This window comes from Lysobacter cavernae (genome assembly GCF_042648505.1).
GTDB classification, from domain to species: domain Bacteria; phylum Pseudomonadota; class Gammaproteobacteria; order Xanthomonadales; family Xanthomonadaceae; genus Lysobacter_L; species Lysobacter_L cavernae.
Genome location: NZ_JBHRXK010000006.1, coordinates 16148 through 37176 on the forward strand (window position 1 = coordinate 16148; position 21029 = coordinate 37176).

Genomic DNA, 21029 nt, shown 5'->3' on the forward strand with positions numbered 1-21029 from the left:
TCCACCCGCGTCAGCCTTATGTAGAATCCCGACGACTCCCGCACCAATGGATTGCCATGCTGGAACTGGATGCCCTGTTGGCGCCGATCTCGGACGCCAACCCCTGCGGTGAAGACCTGTCGTTCTCCGTCGAATACGACGTGATCCTCGAAGCCCGCCGCGCCGACGATCCGTCGCTGGAACAGGGCGAGTGGGTCACCGATCTCAAGACCGCCGACTGGCCGGTCGTCGCCAGCCAGTGCGGCAAGCTGCTGCAGCAACGCAGCAAGGACCTGCGCCTGGCCGCCTGGTGGGCCGAATCGCAGACCCAGTTGCACGGTTTCGCCGGCCTCGCCCAGGGCTACCGCCTGGTCGCGGCGCTGTGCGACCGCTACTGGGACCAGGTCCACCCGCAGATCGAGGACAGCGACCTTGAGCAGCGCGTCGGCAACCTCAGCTGGCTGCTCGACCAGTCGGCGCAGTGGCTGCGCCGGTTGCCGCTGGTGCAATCGGCGCAGGGCCGCTACAGCCTGGCCGACATCGAGGCCGCGCATGCCCGGCGCGGCAACGAGGACGCCGGTGGCGCTGCCAGTGTCGAGGCGATCGAGGCGGCGCGGCGCGCCACCCCGCACGAGTTTTACCTGCGCCTGATCGAGGCCGTGCCCGACTGCCGCGAGGCGCTGCGTGAACTGCAGCAGTCGGTCGACGCCCACCTCGGCCAGGACGGCCCCAGCTTCGCCACGGCACGCGACCAGCTTGACCACCTCAACGACACCGCCCGCCGCTTCGCGCGCGAGGCCGGCGTGCTGGTCGACGGCCACACTGGCGAAGACGGCGCCACCGACCCTTCCGGCGCGGCGGCGGCCGGCCACGGCGGTGGCCCGGCCTTCGGCACGATCGATTCGCGCAAGGAGGCGATCGCGCAGCTGCGCCGGGTCGCCGAGTTCTTCCGCCGCACCGAGCCGCACAGCCCGGTGGCGTACCTCGCCGACAAGGCCGCACGCTGGGGCGAGATGCCGCTGCACGTGTGGCTCAAGCGCGTGATCAAGGACGACAGCACGCTGAGCCAGATCGAGGAACTGCTCGACACCGGCGACAACGCGCAGGGCGAGTACTGACCGTGCGCTGCCCCGCGGCGCCAGCCGGTGCCGCGGATGCGGGCAAGGCGGTTCAGAGCACGCGGAACTCGATCCGGCGGTTGCGCGCGCGCCCGTCCGGCGTGGCGTTGTCGGCCACCGGCTGATCGGGGCCGAGCCCGAGCACGGTCAGGTTGCCGCCGGCGATGCCCTGTTGCTCCAGGTAGCCGCGTACCGCGCCGGCGCGCGCCAGGCTCAGCGCCACGTTCGACTCGCGGCGACCGACCGCATCGGTGTGGCCGATGACCTGCACGCGCGCGTTGCCGATCTGGCGCATCGCCGCGGCCATCTCATTGAGCACCGCCTGGCCCTGCGGGGTCAGCGTCGCGCTGCCGCTCTGGAACTCGATGATGCGGTTGGCCAGCGCGGCATCGAGCACGTTCTGCTTGCCGCCACCGCTGCGCAGCGCATTGGTGATGGTGTAGGTCGGGTTGCTGAGCGCGGTCGACAAATCACTGACCACCTGCTGGCGCTGTGCCTCGTTGCCGACCTCGCCACTGATGCGCACGGCGTTGCCGTTGATCTCGAGCTTGCCGGCCGATACCTGTTGCAACCCCGGGCCAAGCAGGGTGACCACGTGCTGGCGCCAGTTCGGCGGCGCCACCACGGCATCGACCTGGATGCGGTCGACCACGCGCTGCGCGCCGTACAACTCGCGCAGGCGATTGAGCACGGCGGCCTTGGTCGCCTCGTCGGGCACGGTACCGGCGGCGACCACCGGCTTGGCCGCCGCCGACGCGGCGGGCGTCGTCGACGCCGCCGGCAGCGGTGCGACAGCGGTCTGCGCCTGCACGGCGGCCACGGCCAACGCCAGGCCGGCGATCAGCCACGGTCGGAATGCGTGCGACCTCGGTACGGACAGGCGCATGTTCAAACTCCCAGAAAGGTTTCGCCGAAGGCCTTGCGCGCCACGCGCAGCGACAATTCGTCGCGCTCGAGGTAGCTGACCAGTTTGTTGAGCGCGTAGTCGCCGGCCACGTGGTCATCGACCCACTCGGCATCGTCGACACGGATGATCTGTTCGGCCGCAACCTGCGGATCGAGCGCGGCCTGCAGGGTGCGGCCATCGGCGCCGTTGAAGCCGACGATCAGCTGCGGCGCGCCACCCGCGCCGTCCCTGACCAGGCCATCCTTGATCAAGATGGCCAACTCGAAATCGGCGCGTGCGACGAAGCCGCTGATCAGGTCCAGCCAGAACGCCGCCACCAGCGGCCGGTACAGCGGGTCGCGCGGCAACGGCAGGGCCAGGCCCTTGTCGATGTGCGCACCGGTGCCGGTGAGCAGCGGTTGCAGCAGCAGCCCGAGTGCCGGCAGCACCCATTTCAGTTGCACGCGCGCGTGGCCGGATTCGCGCAGCAGCCTCTGCAGCGAGCCGACGTCCTGCATGTCGAGGAAATCCACGAACGGCGCCTCGTACACCGCCGGATCGGCGCTCACCGCCACCCGCGCCTCGGCCAGCTCGCGCAACGGCTCGCCGGCGTCGTCGGCCTGCACGGCCTGCTTGCCGAGGCGGGCGAGGTTGGACCACAACCGCGCCAGTGCCAACGGGCTGCGGCCGATGAAATCCAGCGGCTGCGCCACTTCCAGACGCGTCGCCGACAGGAACGGGAAACGGCGGTCGGTGGCGTCGCGGCTGGGCAGGAAATGCCCACCGATCGCCAGCCGGCTGCGCGAACCAAGGAAGGCGAAATGCATCGGCACGGCGTTGTCGTACAGCTGCTTCCAGGCCGGGTCCTGCGCCAGCAACTCGACGCCGCTGCCGGCCCAGCGGTCGAGCAGCGTCATCAGCTGGTGGCTCTCGGGCGTGCGCACGAAATCGCCGCGCGAAGGCAGCTTGCCGAAGTAACTGACCGGCATGGCGTCAACAGCGAGCATCAGTAGCTCCCTGCCGGCACAGCCGGGGCAGCCACCGCAGCACCCGCCGGTGCGGCGGACGGCGCCGCCACGGGCGCGGTGCCGGCGACCGCTTGCGGCAGCTTCAGGCCGCGCATGCCGCCGCCGCTCTGCGCCGCGTTGGCCTGCGGCATGCTGATGATGCGCAGTTCGAACGACACGTCGGCGCCGCCGTTGGCCAGCGTCAGCTGGAAGTGGTTGTCGCCGATGTTGCGTTTCTGCGCGGCGGTGTACAGGCGCGACATGCCGTTGCGGCCGGGCGCGTTGAACACCTCGACGGTGCGGCCGTCGGTGGTGATCGCGTCGACGCGCACGCCCGGTGCGCCCTGCGTGCCGGGGTACTGGAACGTGGTCCACTGCGGCGGCGTGTTGCGGTAACGCAGTTGCTGGCCGTCGATGGTGACCGTGTACTCGCGCCCGGTCGCCGCCGACGGCAGCACCTCGAAGATCATCGCGCTGCCACCGGCCGCCGCCGCGCTGCCGCCGACCCACGTCGCGTAATGCGTCATCAGCTCCGGACGCAGGTTGATGCCGATGTCGGCCCAGCGCTGCGGCGTCATGGTGTTGCCGCGGCGGATCACCAGACTGCCCAGGGCCTCGCTGCCGAACTTGGCGATCGCGCCGCTGGGGCCGAAGATCTGGTCGATGTCACTCTGCGCGGCCTCGACCGAGGCGCCCTCGTTGAACGGGTACTTCTGCGCCAGGCCGTTCTGGAAAGGCTCGTACACCTGCGCCGCCCAGGTGCGGTTGATCTCGCCCTCGGCCGGGCGCACCAGCGCCGCGTAGCTCTGCATCAGCGGCCGCATCAGCAGCGGTCGCAGGGACTGGCGCTGGCTGTCGTTGATGCCGTTGAGCATCTGCTCGTCGACCAGGCGCTGCGCCTCGGCCAGCTCGGAGCTGCTGCCGTCCAGCGTCTCCTGCATCAACTTGCGCGCACCCGGCCCCGGGTCGCCCTGAGTCTTGATCGAATTCAAACGGGTGCGGACCTTGCCCAGCGTCTCGAAGTAACTGTCGAGCAGCGGTGGGCTGTTGTCGCGCGGCGCCAACAGTCGCGCCAGGCCTTCGAACTCCTTGCCGATCGGGCCCATCGGCACCGGCTCTTCCTTGCCGGTGGAAGGATTGATCTGCACCGGGATCGAGGTCGGGTTGCGGCGCATGATCACGCGCTTGAACCACTCGACGAAGCCTTTTTTCGCTGCCCCCAAGGCCTTGTTCGCCGCAGCCGGATTGTCCCAGATGGTTTCGCGGTTGACCGCCTCGAGCAGTTTGCGCAGCGGCGAGTTGGCCGGATCGCCGAGCGTGTTCATGCGCGCCACGGCCTGGTCGAAGGTGCCGAAATCGGCCACCGTCACGCCCTGCAGGAACTTGCGCCACTCGCGGGTGTAGTCGTCCTTGTACAGCCCGGTCAGCTCCTTGGCGATGTGCTCGGGGCTGCCGGCCAGGGTCAGGTCGCTCTGCACGGTCTGCTCCAGCACCCAGTCGGTGCTGCTGAGCTGCTCGTTGGCGGCCTCCTTGATCGCGTCCTTGACGTAACCGTCCCAGGCCGCGCGCGAGAACGCACCGTTGACCGCGTAACTGCCAGCCACCGTTGTGCTGCTCTTGTCCTCACCGAGCAGGCTGGCGACGGTGGTCGGCGAGTAGCGCGTTGCCGCGCGCTGCTTGATCTCTCCATAGACGCGATCGCGCGCCGGCTGGCCCTTCAGCACCTGCTTGAGGGCCTGGCGGCTGTCGTCGACCAGGCTGAACTTGGGCTCGATCTGTGGCCAGGTCGGTTGTGCGGCCTGGTTGACGTAGTAGGTCATCAGCCGCTCGGCCGAACGCGCCATCGCCTCGCGCGGCATGCTGCCGCGATTGTCCTCGAGCCAGCCGCGCCAGAAGCGCGTCAGCTGGTCGTTGAGGTGGCTGGTCTCCACGCGCGAGCGGTCGGCCAGCATCAGGTAGGTCTTGAGCGCGTTGTAGGCATCATCCGCGTTGGTCGCCGAGACGTCCTGATAGAGACCGCCGGTCGCCGGCGCCGCCGCCGTGGCGCCCGCATCCGCCGGCTCAGTACCGGCCGGCGCCTGTTTCTTGAGCTCACCGCGGTGGGCGATGACGTCGCTCAGATAGCCTTCGAGCTTGGCGTCGACCGGGTCCAGCATCAGCTGGCGCATGCCGTGGAAATACTCGGCGCGCAGTTTCTGCTCGATGCGCTCGCCCTGGTACAGGCCCAGGCCCATGCTGACCGGGTGATCCTCGCGGTAGCGGTCGAGCTGCTCCATGCGGTCCTGCAGGATCAGCAACGCCTCGATCCGCGATTGCAGGTCGACGCGGTCCTTCTGCACCTGCACCGCCTTGTCGAGGTCGGCGCTGACATTGGCGACCAGTTGCTTGTTGCTGGTGTACGACCAGGTCCAGCCGGCCAGCGCGATCGCCAGCGCCGCGACCGAGGCGAAGAACACGGCGTAGCGCAGGCGGTTGCGGGTCGGGCTGGAGTACTGCCGCACCAGCTGCTTGTCGGCGAAGATCACCTTGCGGAACAGGCCGAGCAGGAAGTGGCTGCTGTCCGACACCGGCGTGCGCTCGCTGGTGGCGGCGCGCGGCTGCAGGCTGAACTGGCGGGCGACGCGCTCGGAAGCGTGCTGCACCGACACGCCTTCCTGCAGGGCGCTGGTGAAGTAGAAACCACGGAATACCGGACGGAACTGGTACGGGTTCTCCTCGAACAGCGTGGCGATGAAGGTGCGCAGCGCCGGCTTGATCGCGGCAAATTCCAGCGGCAGGGTCAGCAGCCCCGGCGCGACCTCGCGCCCGCGCTGCATCGCCATCTGCGACAGGCCCATTTCCTTGAGCCCTTCGGAGAGTTGATCGAAGTGGCTGTCGAACGCGGCCAGCGCGTCGGTCTCGCCCTTGCGGTCGAACGGCAACGTCGCGCCCCAGGCGTTTTCGCGCTCGGACGGGTCCAGGCCGCGGAAGAAATCGCTGAAGCCGGCGATCAGGTCGGCCTTGGTGAACACCACGTACACCGGCGCGAACACTTCCAGGCGCTCGGTCAGCTCCTGCACGCGCTGGCGCAGGTTCTTGGCCAGGTCGATGGCGAACTCGGGCTTGCTGCCCGACAGCTCGGCGATCGAGGCGGCGATGATGATGCCGTTGATCGGCGCACGCGGGCGGTTCTTCTTGAGCAGGTCAAGGAAGGTCAGCCACTCGAGGCGGTCCTCGGTGCTGACCGTGTAGCGGCCGGCGGTGTCGAGGACGATGCCCTCGGTGGTGAAGTACCAGTCGCAGTTGCGGGTGCCGCCGAGGCCGTGGATGACGTTGCTGCGGTTGTCCTCGAACGGAAAGCGCAGGCCGGAGTTGAGGATCGCGGTGCTCTTGCCGGCCGCCGGGTTGCCGATGATCACGTACCACGGCAACTCGTACAGCGCCGCGCTGCCCTTCATCAGGCCGAGCTTGGAGGTCTTGATGGCCTTGATCGCCTCGCTCATCCGCTCGCGCAGCACCTCCGCGTCGGCACGCGCGGCGGGCTTGGCGGTGGCCACGGCGTGGTCGGCCTGCTGCGCCACCATCGCGTCCAGCCGCTTGGCCGCGCGCGCGGCGAGGATGCGGCGCACCAGCCACACCAGCGCCCACACCAGCAGGCCGAGCACCGCCGCGGCGAGCGCCCAGCTGCCGAAGCTCTTGAGCTTGTCGGCGCCGAAGTACATCACCGCCGCTGCCGCGACCACGCCGATCGCGGCGATCACGCGGTAGTCCATCAGCCAATATCTGAGCCTGCTCATCAAAGCACTACATCCCTGGTCGGTTAAGCGGCCGCGGCCGTCGCCTCAGCGGCGGCCGTCGGAGTGGGAAGCGGAGTCACGGCCAAGGCCGCGCGCGTGTCGTCAGCGGCCAGGCCAACCACCAGCACCGGCGCGGCATCGCGCGCGGCCTGCGCGGCGGCGACCGCCAATGCGGCCAGCGGCGCCACCGGCCCGAGGTCGCCGCAGGCGACGCCCAGGTGCAGGCAGTGCTGGACCGGATCGAGTTCGGGCAACACCATCGACACCGCGCCGGCGATCTCGATCGCCCGGCTGGGGCGGTGGTCGGCGTCACTGACGACGGTACGTATGGTTTCCGCGGACTGCGCCGCGGTGGTGAGCGCTCGCTGCACGAGTTCACTGGCCTGGCGCACCGCGGCGCGGCTCTGTGCGGCCGCGTGGTTGCGCCCGTGCACAACGCGGTGCATCTGCAACGGCGGCGTGTCGGCATCAGCAGGGGCAATCGCGGCCAGCAGCACGCCGGCCGCGCCCTCGCCCGGCAGCAGCCCTTCCTGGCGGCGGCTGTTGAGCAGCCGGCCGCGCGCGATCAGTTGCTCAATGCTGCGCTCACCCAGGTGCGAATGCGCCGCTAGCAGCAGCTGGCGGTCGTGATCCGGCGCCCGCGCCAGCGCCTGGCCGAGGTGGTCGAGCAGCCGCCAGACTTCGGCGCCATCGGTCACGGGCAGGCTTTCGATACTGAGCTGGTCGGCGGTGTAGCCCATCGCCACGGCTTTGGCGAGCAACCATTGCGTCGCCGCCTCGCGCACGGGCTGCGGCCACTGCGCCGGCAACAACAGGCGCACGCGCAGCAGCGAGACCGGTGCCGAGGAGCGCACCACGCGCGAGTTGCCGTAGGGCGTGGTCGGCGGCAGCAGTTCGTCGGCCGGCGCCGACGTCGGCAGCGCCACGTACAGCAACTCCTCGGCGACGGGGTCAAGCAGCGCCAGCGCGCGCAGGCATTCCTCATCGACCCCCTGCCCGACGGCACCGTCATCGTGCAGGTGGGCGCGCAGGGCATCGGCGATCGCCCCGGCGTCGACCCCTTCAACCTGCGCGGCGAACACCGGCAAGCCGGATTCGTCGCGCAGCTGCGGGTGCAGGCCCGGCCGCTGCGGCTCGACCAGCGCCGCGGCGACTTCATCGGCGCTCGCGCCGGCCGGCAGCAGCACCGCGCCGGCCAGCACGTGCAGCACGTAGTCGGGTGCGGGCATCGCCGCCTCGATGGATTCTCCGCCAGTGCCGGGCGCCGGTTCGCCCACGGCGGCCGCGCGCGTCTCGCGTCGGGCCTGCGCGCGCGTGCGGCCCCAGCGCAGCAGCCAGTACGAGCCGAGTAGACCCGCCGGCAGCACGCCCAGGTACAGCGCGATATCGCGGCCGCTGGGGTTGGTGTCGGTGACGTTCCACCAGAACACGACCAGGCCGCCGACCACGACGAACACCAGCGCGATCAGCACCAGGCTGCGTGCGATCTTCGCGATGTTCATGCCTCGCTCCATGAGCCCACGCCTTTCACCACTCCCATCCAATTCAAGCCAATCAAACCGGAGACCGCAAACCAACCCGAACGACTCTCGACTTCACGCACGCTGGCGACACAGATAACGTCCGCAGAAGAGGGTCGATAACGCCAGCATCGTAAAGGCCGACCCCTTCGCCGGTCTTGTGTGAAATCTTGTGGTGCTCACAAGTGTCATCATCCGTCGATAAATACTTGACTCTGCTGCCCCGCGATCAACGTCGCCCCGCACGCGGTCTTGTCGCCGTGCCGGGCCACCGGCTGGCCATCGATGATCGTGGTGGCGTCGCCGGCGGCGATCGGGAACACGCCCTTGCACTTCGGACACGCCACCTGGTCGCCGACGCGGGCGACCGGCTTGCCGTTGATGTCGGTCTGGGACGAGACGCTGACCACGGACCCGCCGTGGTCGGTCTTGTCGCCGAGGACGATGAACGATTTGGACATTAGACCTGCTCCCTGTCGGTCCGGCCGTGCCGGGCCAGCCGCTTCCTGCGCCGCTGATGACGATAGCAGGACTGGCCGGCCTTTATCACCCTAGCGATCACCCTCGCGCGGCGCGGATCGCCGCCCGGCAGGCGGCCTTGGACTCGACGTGGACGTAGTCCTTGAGGCTGCGCCAGCTGCCGCCCCATTCCAGCCCGGCCTCCTGGGCGAGCTTGCCGTAGAGGGCGTAGCCCTGTCGGGTCCAGGGGTCGTTCATGTCCCACTGCAGCTTGCCGTCGCGCAGCGGCGCGCTGTCCGCCGCCAGTCCGTACTGGTGACAGCTCAGGCCGGCGCCGGCGCGAGTGGCCTTGCCGCCGCGGGCGAGTTCGGCCTGGCGTTGCGGGCTGCGGTAGCCTTCGACCAGGGCCATCTCGTAGCCGTATTGCTCGCGCATGACCTGGTAGACGGCCAGCACGCGCTGCTGGAAGTCCGGGTCGATGCGACCCCAGCGGCGGTCGGCGCTGACGATCTTTTCCGGCACCACCGCCGACACGCCCATCTGCAGCAAGGTCGCCTCGGCGGCGACGAAGACTTCCGGCGGCAGCTCCGGCGGCGGTACCAGGCGTTCGCCGCGCAGCAGCGCCAACACCTGCGAGCCGCCGCGGTCGATGTCGACGCCCTCGTACATTTCCAGCGCGGGGCGCTGGCGCAGCTGCAGGATCAGCAGCGGCGGCACGCCCAGCAGCAACACCGTGGCCAGCAGCAGGACGCGGTGGCGCGAGAACAGGCGCAGCGTGCGTGCGCCGCTGGCCCGCATCGCCTGCGAGGAGTCGTCGGCCTGCGCGGCGACACGCGAGCTCCAGCGTGAAGCGGCCCTGGAGCCTCGCCGGGCGAAGCGATCGAACAGGGCCAGGCACGCCTCGCGCGCCGACGGGAACATCGCCAGCCAGGCGGCCACGCAGACCACCGCGAAGAACACCACCACCCCGATCGCGATCACGCGTCCCCATCCCTGGAAGCTGAAATTAAGGCCCGAATTGCCGCCGATGGCCACCGATTGACGGCCCGATGGCGTCGGCTAGAATGCGGATCAGCGTGAAATCCGGCCCATCCCGGATTGGAAAGGAGTCCACGTGGATCGGCAAGAGGCCAAGCCGAGTCGTCCCAGCCTGCTGTCCGGTGCGGAAAACCGCCCGGCACAGGCCGCGCCGTCGGGCCGGATTTTAGCAAACATGGAAAACCGCCCGGAGCGCCCGGTCGCGGTTCGGCCACGTCGCCTGCGCCCGCTTGTGCTGGTCCTGGGCATTGCGGCGATCGGCCTGTGTGCCGGCTACCTGCTGCTGCGCGGTGGCGAAGAGGCCTTCTACACCGAATCCGTGCCGGTGTCGGCGCAGCAGACCGACGCGTCGCCCTCTTTCACCGACGGCACTGCGCCTGCCGCGGCGGCGGTGATCGTCGACGCCGCACCGGAACCCGGCGCGACCCCGTTCTCGTCGAGCGAAACCGAACCGGCCAACAGCGCGGCGGCGGTCGACGCCCCTGGCGACGCGGTGGCCGCCGCCCTGGCCGCGGCGGCGGCCAGTCCTGTCGCCAACGCCAAGCCCGTCCCGGCCGTGGCCACCGCCACCTCCGGGGCATCGGCGCGCAAACGCACGGCGGCGGCAACGTCCGCCGTCGCATCGACGCCGCGCGCGGTCGGCGGCAAGGACTCCGATCTGCTCGCCACCCTGCTCAAGAACATCGAGCGTGACGACCCCGTCGCCACGCGCACCGCCGCCCAGCGCGGCGACCAGAGCGCCATGGACGAACTGGTGCAGAAGATCCAGAGCCAGAACGGTGGCTCCGCGCAGCGCTCGCCCGACGTGCAGGCGCTGTTGCGGCAATGCCCGCGGGCCAACACCACCAAGGGATTGGTGTGCCGGCAGAAGGTCTGCGCGCGGTTTGCCGGTCTCGATCCGGCCTGTCCGGCGCAATAGCGCGGCGCATCACGCATAAAAAAACCGGCCGTGATGGCCGGTTTTTTTATGCGTGGATCAGGCAGCCCTTACCAGACCACTTCCGCCATCGAGCAGTTCAGGCCCGAGCCGATGCCAAGCAGGGCGACGCGGCTGCCTTTCTTCAGACGGCCCATCTCGCGCAGCTTGCTCAGCACGATCGGTACCGAGGCCGGGCCGATGTTGCCGTGCTCGCCGAAGATGGTCATGACCTTCTTCGGGTCGATGCCGAAGGCCTTGAGGAAGGCCTGCGTGTGCGCCTTGCTGACCTGGTGGATGACGAACTCGTCGAGCTCCTCGACCACCCAACCCAGCGCGGCGCGGGCCGCGGCAAAGGTCTTGTGGCCCAGCTTGAGGCCTTCGATCATCAGCATGCGGCCGTCGGCAACCATGCGGTCGTGGGCCATGTCGCCGCGGCACAGCTGGTTCCACTCGGTGGCCGAGCGGGTCACGCTGCCGCGGTAACGCGGCGCACCCGGGGCGAGTTCGGCGCGCGCCATCACCATCGCCGCGGCACCGCTGCCCAGCGTCAGCGTCGCCATCTCGTCGCGGAACTGCTCTTCGGTCACGGTCGACTGGCTCAGGCGCTCGATCGTCTTCTCGTAGGCGAGGTTGGCGGTCTCGCCGTCGACGACCAGGGCGTAGTCGATCTCGCCGCGCTCGATCATGCGGCTGGCGATGTCCATGCCGTTGAGGAAGGCGAGGCAGGCGTTGGCGACGTCGAAGTTCTGGCAGTTCTCGCCCAGGCGCAGGTTGCCGGCGACGATGCTGGCCGTGGACGGCTCGAGGTAGTCACGACTGACCGAGGTGTTGACCAGCAGGCCGATGCGGTCGGTGTCGATGCCGGCATCGGCCAATGCCTTGACCGCGGCCAGGGTGGCGGCATCGGAGGCGGTGACATTGCCGTCCCAGAGGCGGCGCTCGTTGACGCCGGCGACGTCCTGCAGCACGTTCGCCTTGATGCCGAGGCGGTCCAGCGTCGGCTTGAGCCGGGCGTTGATCTCGACGGTGGTCAACCGACGCGGGGCGTCGATGTGGGCCAGGCCGGCGATGGCGACGTGTTGGAACAGCATGGGCGGCGAACCGAAGGCGTAAGAACACAAAAGCTTAACGTCTTATCGCCATGACCGCCATCCGCTGGCGTTTGTTTCCAAGGCCCGGGCTGACTCGTTCAGGCGCTCAGCGCGTGATCGGGTAGGTCTGCGCGCTGCCGGCGGCCGCCGGCGCTGCCGGCCTGGACCCGCCCGCGCCGCAGCGCCAAGCCGCGAACCGCTGCTCGCCGTCGCGCGGCTCGGCCAGGGGCTGCACGGTGTCGGCCTGCAGGCCCGGGGCCTCGTTGCGCGCCAGCGTCTCGAGCTCCTCGCGCACGCGCAGGGCGTTGCGGTCGTAAAAGGCGACGCTGTCCTTGACCGAGACCACGACTTCGCCGCGCTTCTCGCAGCCGGCCGGCGGGCCGGTGACCACGCGCACCGCCGAGGCACCGGGCGCCATGTGCACCCAGGTGCAGCCCGCGGCCACGCTCGCGATGGACAGGACAAGCACACGCATGGACTGACGCATTACCGGACTCCGACTGGACGGCGCGGCGGTGGGCGCATCGCCTGCGCCCGCCCGCCCCGCATGAAAAAAAGACGGGCGGGATTGTCACCCCGCCCGCCCGAGTTGTGAACGCCGACGCGTGAACTGCGTCTGACTTCGTCGCTTACTTCTTCGCGGCGGCCTGCTGGCCATCGGCGTCGAGTACCTGCACCTCGCCCAGCTTCAGCGCGCGGATCGGCTGCTCGATCTGCTTGAGGTCGCCGACCACGACCCAGGTCAGCGCGTTCGCGTCGATGGTCGCCGCCGCCACCTTGACCTGCGCCGGCGTCAGCGCCTCGATCTCGGCCTTCCGCTTGAACACGTAGTCGTCGGGGCGGTCGTAGCGGACGATGCCGCCGATCGTGCTCATCACCGCCGCGGCGGTCTCGTACGAGCCCGGCAGGCCGCGGATCTCGGTCGCCTGGATCTTGGCCACCTCGGCCGCGGTCGGCGGCGCCTTGCCGCTGGCGTAGCTGCCGATCTCACGCTGCAGTTCCTTGAGCGAATCGGCGGTCTTGTCGATCTGCACCGGCGCGAACGCCATCCACGGCCGCTGGCCGAGCGCGTTGGAGCTGAAACTGTAGGCGCCGTAGGCCCAGTGCTTGTCCTCGCGCAGGTTCATGTTGAGGCGCGAGGAAAACTCGCCGCCGAGCACCGCGTTGGCAATGTCGAACTTGACCGCTCCGGCGTCCTTGGTCGACGGGACCACCTGGCCGGCGAAGATGTTGGCCTGGATCGCGCCGGGCTGGTCGACCAGGTACACGCGCGGCTGCGCCGGGCGCGCGACGCTGGCGACCGCGGCCGGTGCCGTGGCCGTGCCGTTGCCCTGCCAGTCGCCGAGGTGCTTCTCCAGCAACGGGGTGATCTCCTTCAGCGTGGTGTCACCGACCACGACCAGGGTCGCACCCTGCGGCCGCACCCAATCGCGGTGGAAGCCGACCAGGTCGTCGCGCGTCAGCGACGCGATCGAGGCTTCGGTGCCGCTGCCGCTGAACGGAATCGCGTAGGGGTGGCCTTCGCCGTACAGCAGCGGCGGCAGCACGCGCATCGCCGCGCCGTTCGGGCGCGCCTTCTCCTGGGCGATGCCGGCGATCCAGGTCGCTTTGACCCGGTCGATTTCTTTCTGGTCGAAGCGCGGCGCGCGCAGCATCTGCGCGAACAGGCCCAGCGACGGGTCGAGGTTTTCCTTCAACGCCGACAGCGACGCGCCGCCACCGTCGAGGCCGGCGCTGGCGCCGAGGTTGGCGCCGAGCGATTCGGCGCGGTTGCCGAACGCGAGCGCGTCGAGGTCGCCGGCGCCTTCGTCGAGCATGCCCATCGCGAAGCTCGACGTGCCGAGCTTGTGGCCGCGGTCGGCGGTAAAGCCGCCGTTGAACAGGTAGCTCATCTGCACCACCGGCACGTCGTGGCGCTCGGCCAGGATCACCTGGGTGCCGTTGCTGAGCGTGGCGCGCTGCAGCGCCGGGAACTTCAGGTCGGGGAAGCTCGTCGTGACCGGCACGCCCTTGCTGCGATCGACCGTGCTGGCGGTGGTGGTGTACTTGCTGTCGACCGCCGGCAGCGTCAGCGGCGCCGGCGTCACCGCCGGCTCTTCGGCGATCGCGGTGCGCTCGCCGGGCACCACCACCAGGGTGTGGCTGCCGTGGCCGAGCCACTGGTTGCCGACCGCCTGCAGGTCCTTCGCGCTGGCGGTTTCGATGGTCTTGAGGCTGTCGCGGAAGCAGCCCGGGTTGCCGGTGTAGACCGCGCACTCGGCCAGCGCATCGGCCTTGCCGCCGAAGCCGCCGATGCGCTCGATGCCGCGCACGAAGCCGGCCTTGAACACGGTGCGCGCCTGCTCCAGCTCGGTCCGGGTGGGGCCGTCCTTGAGCAGCTTGCGCAGTTCCTCGTCGATCACCGCCTCGACCTTGGCCGGATCCACCCCTTGCTTGACGTCGGCGGTGATCAGGAAGTTGGAGCTCAGCTGCGAGCCGTACGCGGCCGCGGCGACGTTGTCGACCAGCTTGTCGTCGAACAGCAGGCGCTTGTCCAGGCGCGAGGATTTGCTGCCACCGAGCACCTGCGCCAGCAGTTGCAGGCGGTCGATGTCGGCGGTGCCGGTCTGGGCGACGTTCCAGACGCGGTGGATGCGCGCCTGCGGGACCTTGTCGGTCAGGGTCGCGCGCGTGGATTTGGCCAGCGGCGCGACGTCGACCTTGGGCTGGGCCATGCTCGGCGTCGCCGGGATGTCGCCGAAGTACCTGGTGACTTTTTCCTTCGCGGTGGCGACGTCGATGTCACCGGCCAGCACCAGCACGGCGTTGTTGGGGCCGTACCAGGTGCGGAACCAGTTCTTGACGTCGTCGAGCGACGCCGCGTTGAGGTCGGCCATCGAGCCGATGGTGCTGTGGTGGTACGGGTGCGTCTTCGGGTACATCGCCTTGCCCAGCTCGTCCCAGACCTGGCCGTAGGGCTGGTTCTCGCCCTGGCGCTTTTCGTTCTGGACCACGCCGCGCTGCTCGTCCAGGGTCTTCTGGTCGATCGCGCCGAGCAGGTGGCCCATGCGGTCGGACTCCATCCACAGCGCCATGTCGAGCGCGGTGGTGGGTACGTTCTGGAAGTAGTTGGTGCGGTCGGAATTGGTGGTGCCGTTCATGTCGGTGGCGCCGACCAGCTCGAACGGTTCGAAGAACTCGCCCGGGTTGTTTTCCGAACCGTTGAACATCAGGTGCTCGAACAGGTGCGCGAAGCCGCTGCGGCCGGCCGGTTCGTCCTTGCTGCCGACGTGGTACCAGATGTTGACCGCGACGATCGGCGCCTTGCGGTCGGTGTGCACGACCACGCGCAGGCCGTTGGCCAGGGTGAACTGCTCGTAGGCGATGTCGACGCGGGGCGGGCTCGCCGCCTGTACCGGCAACGGCGCGAACGCACTGCCGCCGAGGGCGGCGGCGAGGGCAAGGGCGAGGACGGCGGCACGCGGCCGATGCGCTGCGGACATGAAGCACTCCTGTTGAGTATTGACCCGGATACCCCTTGACCGGGAGACCCTGCATCCTAGCCGCGTGCCGTGGTCGCAGGCACTAGGCCACAAGTCCCGTGCCCGCACGCCGCCTGCGTGTTGCGCTGCGAGGCCTGCACATGCCTGCCCGTACACTGGCCCGCCACCCGCCCCGACGAGATGCCGCGATGAGCCCCGCCCCTGCGCCCCGCCGCTGCCTGGTCACCGGCGCCAACCGCGGCCTCGGCCTGGCGTTCGTGCGGCAGCTGCTGGCCCGCGGCGATCACGTGGTCGCCACGGCCCGTCATCCCGGCAAGGCCACCGCGCTGAACACCCTCGCCGGCGAATACCCCGGTCGCCTGCACGTGCTGCCGCTGGACGTGGCCGACCCGAAATCGCGCACGGCGTTCGTGCGCGAACTGCCGCTGGTCGCCGACGGCCTCGACCTGCTGATCAACAACGCCGGCGTGCTGCATTCGGGCGAGCGCTTCGGCCAGGTGCCGATGGCGCAGCTCGACGACAGCCTGCGCAGCAACGCGACCGGGCCGTTCCTGCTGACCCAGGCGCTGGCACCGCAGTTGGCCGATGCCCGCCCTGAGCAAGGTCGAAGGGGCGCGATCGTCGCCAACCTGTCCTCGGTGCTCGGCTCGATCGCCTCGGTCGACGGCTTCCACACGCCCAGCTACGCGATCTCCAAGGCCGCGCAAAATATGGCCACCGCGCTGCTGGCACAGGTCCTGGCCGAGCGCGGCATCACCGTGCTGGCGCTGCACCCGGGCTGGGTGCAGACCGAGATGGGCGGCAGCGGCGCGCAGATCACCCCGCAACAATCGGTGCAGGGCCTGCTGCGCGTCATCGACAACGCCACCGTCGCCGACAGCGGCCGCTTTTGGGACTGGCAGGGCCAATCGCTGCCGTGGTGAAGGCACGACCGGATCGTACTCAGCCTGGCGCCAGCTTCAGCACCACGATCCCCGCCAGCACCAGGGCGATGCCGCCCAGCCGCGCCGCACCCAGCGATTCGCCGAACAGCAGCGCGCCGGCGAGCACCGTGCCGACCGCACCGATGCCGGTCCACACCGCATAGGCGGTACCGACCGGCAGCACGCTCAGGCTCTTGCCCAGCAACCACACGAACGCGGCGAGCAGCAGCAAAGACGTCAGCGTCCAGCCCAGCCGCGTGTAACCCTGCGCCTGCTTCATCGCCAGCGCCCACAGCACGTCGAGCACGCCGGCGAGCAGCAGCATCAACCAGGCGGTGGCGGCGCTCATCACCGCCTCAGGCCGCCGCCAGCGCCATGCCCTGCGCGCGCATCGCCGCGCGCACGTGCGGGCGCGCGGCGATGCGCTGCAGGTACTCGCCGATGCGCGGGAACGGTGCCAGGTCGACGCCGGTGAATTTCGACCAGCCGATCACCGTGAACGCATAGGCGTCGGCAGCGCCGAAATGCTCGCCGAGCAGGTACGCGTGCTCGCCCAGATGCTGTTCGATCAACGCCAGCCGCATGGCGACCTTGGCGCGTGCGGCCTGCTGCGCGGTCTCGCCGAGTTCGGGGTGGAACAGCCACGGGCTGTAGCTCTTGTGCAACTCGCTGCTGATGTACGCCAGCCATTCCAGCAGGCGGTAGCGCGCGGGTGTGCCCTCGGCCGGCACCAGGCCGCTGGTCGGTGCGTGGTCGGCCAAATACAGCGCGATGGCGACGCCCTCGGTCAGCAGGCTGCCATCGTCGAGCCGCAAGGCCGGCACGTAGCCCTTTGGGTTGATCGCGGCGAAGTCCTGCCCGGCTTCGGTCCGATGCGGCGAGCGGCCGATGTCGACCCGCTCCAGTTCGAGCGCGATCCCGGCCTCGTTGGCGATGATGTGCGGCGACAGCGAGCAGCTGTTGGTGGCGTAGTAGAGCTTCACGTTGCGACTCCTGGGTGGGGAGCCGTCAGCATGTTGTTGTATGTTTCGCAAGCCAATACGGCATTTACGAACGATTAGCTTGCGTAAAAAGCAAACAAACAGCGCGTACGGCGGCATCGCCCTCGACGACCTGCGCCTGCTGCAGGCAATCGCCGAGCGCGGCAGCCTGGGCGGCGCGGCGAAGCAGCTGGGCGTGGACCACTCCTCGGCGTTCCGGCGCCTGGCCTCGCTGGAAGCGCGGGTCGGCGCGCGCCTGTTCGAGCGCGCCCGCCGCGGCTACACGCCGACGCCGACCGGCGAGGTCGCCATCGCCGCCGCCGCGCGCATCGGCGAGGAGCTCGACACGCTCGACCGGCGCCTGCTCGGCGAGGACCTGCGCCTGTCCGGCAAGGTCCGCGTCACCACCACCGACACGCTGCTGCACGTCGTCGCGCCGCTGTTCGCGCAATTCCGCGAGCGCGAACCGGGCATCGTGGTCGAGGTCGCCGCGGCCAACGCCATCTTCGACCTGAGCCGCCGCGACGCCGACCTGGCGATCCGTCCCACCGCGACGGTGCCCGAGCACCTGGTCGCGCGACGCGTGGCCTCGGTGGCCATCGCGCCCTACGCCGCGCCGTCGTACCTGGCGCGGCACGCGGCGACGGTAACGGCGCTCGCCGGGCACGACTGGATCGCACCGGACGAATCGCTGTCGCACGTCGGCAGCGCGCGCTGGATCGCCACGCATGTCGCGCCCGAACGCATCGTCCATCGCGGCGATTCGCTGCTGGCGCTGCTGCAGGCCGCCAAGGCTGGCCTCGGCGTGACCGCACTGCCGTGCTACCTGGGCGACTGCGAACCGGCGCTGCAACGCATCGGCGCCGCCCTGCCGGAGGCGACGGTGCCGCTGTGGCTGATCACACACCCGGACCTGCGCCAAGTGCGCCGGATCGGCGTGCTCGCCGAGTTCCTGTTCGAACGCCTGCGCGCGCAGGCCGCGCTGTTCTCGGGTGAGCGCGCGCGGCCGGCATAATGCACCGATGTTCGACGTCGTCCTGTTCCAGCCGGAAATCCCGCCCAACACCGGCAACGTGATCCGCCTGTGCGCCAACACCGGCGCGCGCCTGCACCTGGTCGCGCCACTCGGTTTCACCCTCGAAGACAAGCAGTTGCGCCGCGCCGGCCTGGATTACCACGAGTACGCGACGCTGCAGGTGCACGACGGCCTCGCCGCGGCGCTCGCCGCCATCGCGCCGCGCCGCCTGTTCGCGCTGAGCACGCGCGGCACGGTGCGTTACGACACGCCGCGTTACGTCGACGGCGATGCTTTTTTGTTCGGCCCCGAGACCCGTGGCCTGCCGGGCGAGGTGCTGGAGCAGATCCCCGCCGAGCAGCGCCTGCGCCTGCCGATGCGCCCGGACAACCGCAGCCTCAACCTGTCCAACACGGTCGCGGTGGTGGTGTTCGAGGCCTGGCGCCAGCACGGTTTCGCCGGCGGCGGTTGACGCCGGCGAGCCGCCTCGCTCAGGTGTCGAGCTCCGTGTCCGGCCGGCTCACGTAGATCAGCACGGCCATGATCGTGATGAAGAAGCGGAAAGCGTCCGGCACGCCGTTCCACTCCTTCGACATCCACATGCCGAACCATTCACCGCCCACCGACATGAAGGCGACCTGCCAGACCAGGAAGCCCAGGCTCAGGCCGGCGATCGCCACGTCCTTGCCGCGGTTGAACTCGCGCGCACCGGCGTTGCGGCGCCGCCACAGCCGCGCCGCGCCCCACCCGCACAGCAACGCGGTCGCGGTTTCGGCGGCGATGATGCCGACGTAACCGACGTGCTGGATCCAAGGCGTCTGGATGGCCCGGTACTTGATCGTCGCCTGCTCAAACACCGTGTCCATGAGGAACACGTGGTGGACGAAGGCGAAGTTGGTGCCGTAATCGGTGAGGTTGCCGAACGCGACCAGTCCGGCGAACAGGGCGATGGCCGCGGTCACGGCGATCTTCGACAGGCGCAGGATCCACATGGCAGTCCTTGAGGCAGGCGACGGTGCCTCGCGCAAGGTAGCCGAGCCGATGGCGCGGGCTGTCGACGCGGCCTGCACATCGGCGCGCGTCCCAGGCTTCACGTCGCGCTTGCTAGGCTCGCCTGCGGCTCCCACGGAGTTCGACCATGCCGCCTCGCACTGCCTTCGCGCTCATGCTGGCCGCGATCAGCATCCCGGCCATCGCCGCCGAAGGCGACGGCGCGCTGCTGTTCGCCGACACCAGCGTGTCGGGCCTGTACGGCGGCGGCTTCGAGGTCGACCCGAGCCCGCAGGGCACGCTCACCCTGGAGCAATCCAGCGGCTGGTCGGTCGGCGACCTGTACTGGTTCGTCGACTCGACCCACTACGCCCGTGCCGACGGTGCCGGCCACCGCAGCAGCTGGTACGGCGAGTTCTCGCCACGCCTGAGCCTGGGCAAGCTCAGCGGCCGCGCGCTGACGGCCGGGCCGGTCAAGGACGTGCTGATCGCCGCCACCTACGAGCTCGGCCGCGATTCGCAGACCACCGAGTCGGGCCTGCTTGGCCTCGGCGTCGACCTCGACCTGCCCGGGTTCAGCTACTTCCAGGCCAACGTCTACGCGCGCAAGGATTTGCACCAGGGCGACTGGGACACCTGGCAGCTGACCTTGAGCGGGGCGCGGCCGTTCGCGATCGGCCAGCAGCGCTTCCTGATCGACGGCTTCATTGACTACGTCGCCCCGGGCGGGCCGCACGCGTGGAACCTGCACATCGTGCCGCAGCTCAAGTGGGACCTGGGCCACGCCCTCGGCCACGCCGACGGCAAGCTCTGGCTGGGCGCCGAGATCGATATCTGGCGCAACAAGTACGGCATCGGCGACAGCGCCGCATTGCGCACCGACCAGAATGCCGCCAGCGTGCTGCTGCGCTGGCATTTCTAGTCCCGGATGGCGTGACCGGAACCGCCTGACCGCCTTCTGCCGGGTTAGTTCCTGCACTTTCCGGTTCAGAATTCAGGTTAAATTTCAGTTAGGTCTGGATACTGCTCGCCACCGGAGCCGGTATCCGTCTTCCCCCGACCGGCCCCGGACCAAATAACACTAGAGGCTGAGACCTTATGAAGCGTTCCCCGATTTCCAAGCTTGCCGCCCTGACCCTGCTCGCCGCCCTGCCGTTCGCCGCCTCCGCGGCCGAGGGCGTGTCCTACACCTACGTTGAAGGCGGGTACGCCGGCACCAGCACCGACGGCGCCGACTCCGACGGCTGGGCCATCAACGGCTCAGGCGCGATCGCTCCGAACTTCCACATCTTCGGTGGCTACAGCAACCAGGAAATCGACGGCACCAGCATCGATTTCGACCAGTGGCGCGTCGGCCTGGGCTACAACCACGAGCTGAACCCGCAGATCGACCTGCTCACCCGCGTCGCCTACGAGAAGTTCGATGCCGGCAGCAACGCCGATTTCGACGGCTGGAGCGTGGAAGCCGGTGTCCGTGGCGCCTTCAACCCGAACTTCGAGGGCTACGCCCTGGCCGGTTACGAGGACTACGACCACGGCATCGACGGCGAGTTCTACGGCCGCCTCGGCGCCCAGGTGAAGTTCAACCAGACCTGGGGCATCAACGGCGACGTCAAGTTCGTCGATGGCGACACCCAGTACTTCGTCGGTCCGCGCGCCAGCTTCTAAGCGCCACCGGGCAACACCGCAACAATCGCGATTTCTCTCTCTCCCCCGAAATGTCGCGATCGAAAGCCCGGCTCCGGCCGGGCTTTTTTTTGGAGTCATTCGCACACCTGCGATGCGGCCGCGGTCACGTTGCCCGGTTGTGAATTTATCGTTATCGTGCACCGCCGCCGTGAAGCGG

Annotated in this window: 18 protein-coding genes and 1 pseudogene; 7 read left to right on the plus strand and 12 right to left on the minus strand. The window is 69.4% G+C overall.

The features are described 5' to 3' along the window. Positions 1–56 precede the first annotated feature (56 nt). A complete protein-coding gene (tssA, locus tag ACFOLC_RS12715; RefSeq protein WP_386759632.1) occupies positions 57–1097 on the plus strand; it encodes a type VI secretion system protein TssA in 1041 nt (346 codons plus the stop codon). 52 nt (positions 1098–1149) lie between these two features. Here tssA and ACFOLC_RS12720 read toward each other — a convergent pair whose 3' ends face one another. The 6 genes from ACFOLC_RS12720 to ACFOLC_RS12745 form a co-directional block, all read right to left on the minus strand. Further along, the gene (locus ACFOLC_RS12720; protein WP_386759633.1) at positions 1150–1983 is read right to left on the minus strand and encodes an OmpA family protein; all 834 of its coding nucleotides are present in this window, start codon (positions 1981–1983) and stop codon (positions 1150–1152) included. 2 nt (positions 1984–1985) lie between these two features. Beyond that, entirely contained in the window at positions 1986–2990 is a 1005-nt protein-coding gene (gene tagF, locus ACFOLC_RS12725; RefSeq protein ID WP_386759634.1) for a type VI secretion system-associated protein TagF, read from the minus strand. After that, a complete protein-coding gene (tssM, locus tag ACFOLC_RS12730; RefSeq protein ID WP_386759635.1) occupies positions 2990–6766 on the minus strand; it encodes a type VI secretion system membrane subunit TssM in 3777 nt (1258 codons plus the stop codon). Before tssM ends, tagF begins: the two co-directional genes overlap by 1 nt. Positions 6767–6789: 23 nt before the next feature. Continuing rightward, positions 6790–8268, minus strand: a complete 1479-nt coding sequence (locus tag ACFOLC_RS12735; RefSeq protein WP_386759636.1) for a hypothetical protein — start codon at positions 8266–8268, stop codon at positions 6790–6792. 209 nt (positions 8269–8477) lie between these two features. Next, positions 8478–8747, minus strand: a complete 270-nt coding sequence (locus tag ACFOLC_RS12740) for a PAAR domain-containing protein (protein ID WP_386759637.1) — start codon at positions 8745–8747, stop codon at positions 8478–8480. Between the two features lie 97 nt (positions 8748–8844). Then, positions 8845–9726 (minus strand): M15 family metallopeptidase, encoded by an 882-nt coding sequence (locus ACFOLC_RS12745; RefSeq protein ID WP_386759638.1) that lies wholly within the window; start codon positions 9724–9726, stop codon positions 8845–8847. Between the two features lie 232 nt (positions 9727–9958). On the opposite strand from ACFOLC_RS12745, the gene ACFOLC_RS12750 reads away from it, so the two are divergent. After that, a complete protein-coding gene (locus tag ACFOLC_RS12750) occupies positions 9959–10702 on the plus strand; it encodes a hypothetical protein (RefSeq protein WP_386759639.1) in 744 nt (247 codons plus the stop codon). A 68-nt stretch (positions 10703–10770) separates the two neighbouring features. On the opposite strand, the gene ACFOLC_RS12755 is transcribed toward ACFOLC_RS12750, so the two are convergent. From ACFOLC_RS12755 to ACFOLC_RS12765, 3 genes and pseudogenes are all read right to left on the minus strand, one after another. After that, on the minus strand, positions 10771–11793 hold the full coding sequence (locus ACFOLC_RS12755; RefSeq protein ID WP_386759640.1) for a 3-oxoacyl-ACP synthase III: 1023 nt from the start codon (positions 11791–11793) through the stop codon (positions 10771–10773). Between the two features lie 178 nt (positions 11794–11971). Continuing rightward, a pseudogene (locus ACFOLC_RS12760) lies at positions 11972–12268 on the minus strand (DUF4156 domain-containing protein); the annotation flags it as partial. A gap of 154 nt (positions 12269–12422) precedes the next feature. Beyond that, positions 12423–15275, minus strand: a complete 2853-nt coding sequence (locus ACFOLC_RS12765) for a M16 family metallopeptidase (RefSeq protein ID WP_386759641.1) — start codon at positions 15273–15275, stop codon at positions 12423–12425. 188 nt (positions 15276–15463) lie between these two features. Here ACFOLC_RS12765 and ACFOLC_RS12770 point away from each other — a divergent pair, with 188 nt between their 5' ends. Then, positions 15464–16198, plus strand: coding sequence for an SDR family oxidoreductase (locus tag ACFOLC_RS12770; protein ID WP_386759642.1), 735 nt, complete (start codon positions 15464–15466; stop codon positions 16196–16198). A 19-nt stretch (positions 16199–16217) separates the two neighbouring features. Here the strand turns inward: ACFOLC_RS12770 and ACFOLC_RS12775 are convergent, their stop codons facing one another. After that, a complete protein-coding gene (locus ACFOLC_RS12775; RefSeq protein WP_386759643.1) occupies positions 16218–16547 on the minus strand; it encodes a DMT family transporter in 330 nt (109 codons plus the stop codon). A 7-nt stretch (positions 16548–16554) separates the two neighbouring features. Continuing rightward, positions 16555–17181 (minus strand): glutathione transferase GstA, encoded by a 627-nt coding sequence (gene gstA / locus ACFOLC_RS12780; protein ID WP_386759644.1) that lies wholly within the window; start codon positions 17179–17181, stop codon positions 16555–16557. Positions 17182–17260: 79 nt separating this feature from the next. Between gstA and ACFOLC_RS12785 the strand changes: the two genes are divergently transcribed. Then, on the plus strand, positions 17261–18193 hold the full coding sequence (locus ACFOLC_RS12785; RefSeq protein WP_386759645.1) for a LysR family transcriptional regulator: 933 nt from the start codon (positions 17261–17263) through the stop codon (positions 18191–18193). Between the two features lie 7 nt (positions 18194–18200). Beyond that, positions 18201–18665 carry a tRNA (uridine(34)/cytosine(34)/5-carboxymethylaminomethyluridine(34)-2'-O)-methyltransferase TrmL gene (gene trmL / locus ACFOLC_RS12790; RefSeq protein WP_386759646.1) on the plus strand — a complete coding sequence of 155 codons (465 nt, stop codon included), beginning with the start codon at positions 18201–18203 and terminating at the stop codon, positions 18663–18665. Positions 18666–18684: 19 nt separating this feature from the next. On the opposite strand, the gene ACFOLC_RS12795 is transcribed toward trmL, so the two are convergent. Then, the gene (locus ACFOLC_RS12795; RefSeq protein ID WP_386759647.1) at positions 18685–19185 is read right to left on the minus strand and encodes a DUF2165 family protein; all 501 of its coding nucleotides are present in this window, start codon (positions 19183–19185) and stop codon (positions 18685–18687) included. A gap of 146 nt (positions 19186–19331) precedes the next feature. Between ACFOLC_RS12795 and ACFOLC_RS12800 the strand changes: the two genes are divergently transcribed. Beyond that, complete coding sequence (locus ACFOLC_RS12800) at positions 19332–20105, plus strand: outer membrane protein OmpK (protein ID WP_386759648.1); 774 nt, start codon at positions 19332–19334, stop codon at positions 20103–20105. A 176-nt stretch (positions 20106–20281) separates the two neighbouring features. Next, complete coding sequence (locus ACFOLC_RS12805; protein ID WP_386759649.1) at positions 20282–20851, plus strand: OmpO family porin; 570 nt, start codon at positions 20282–20284, stop codon at positions 20849–20851. Positions 20852–21029: the final 178 nt, after the last annotated feature.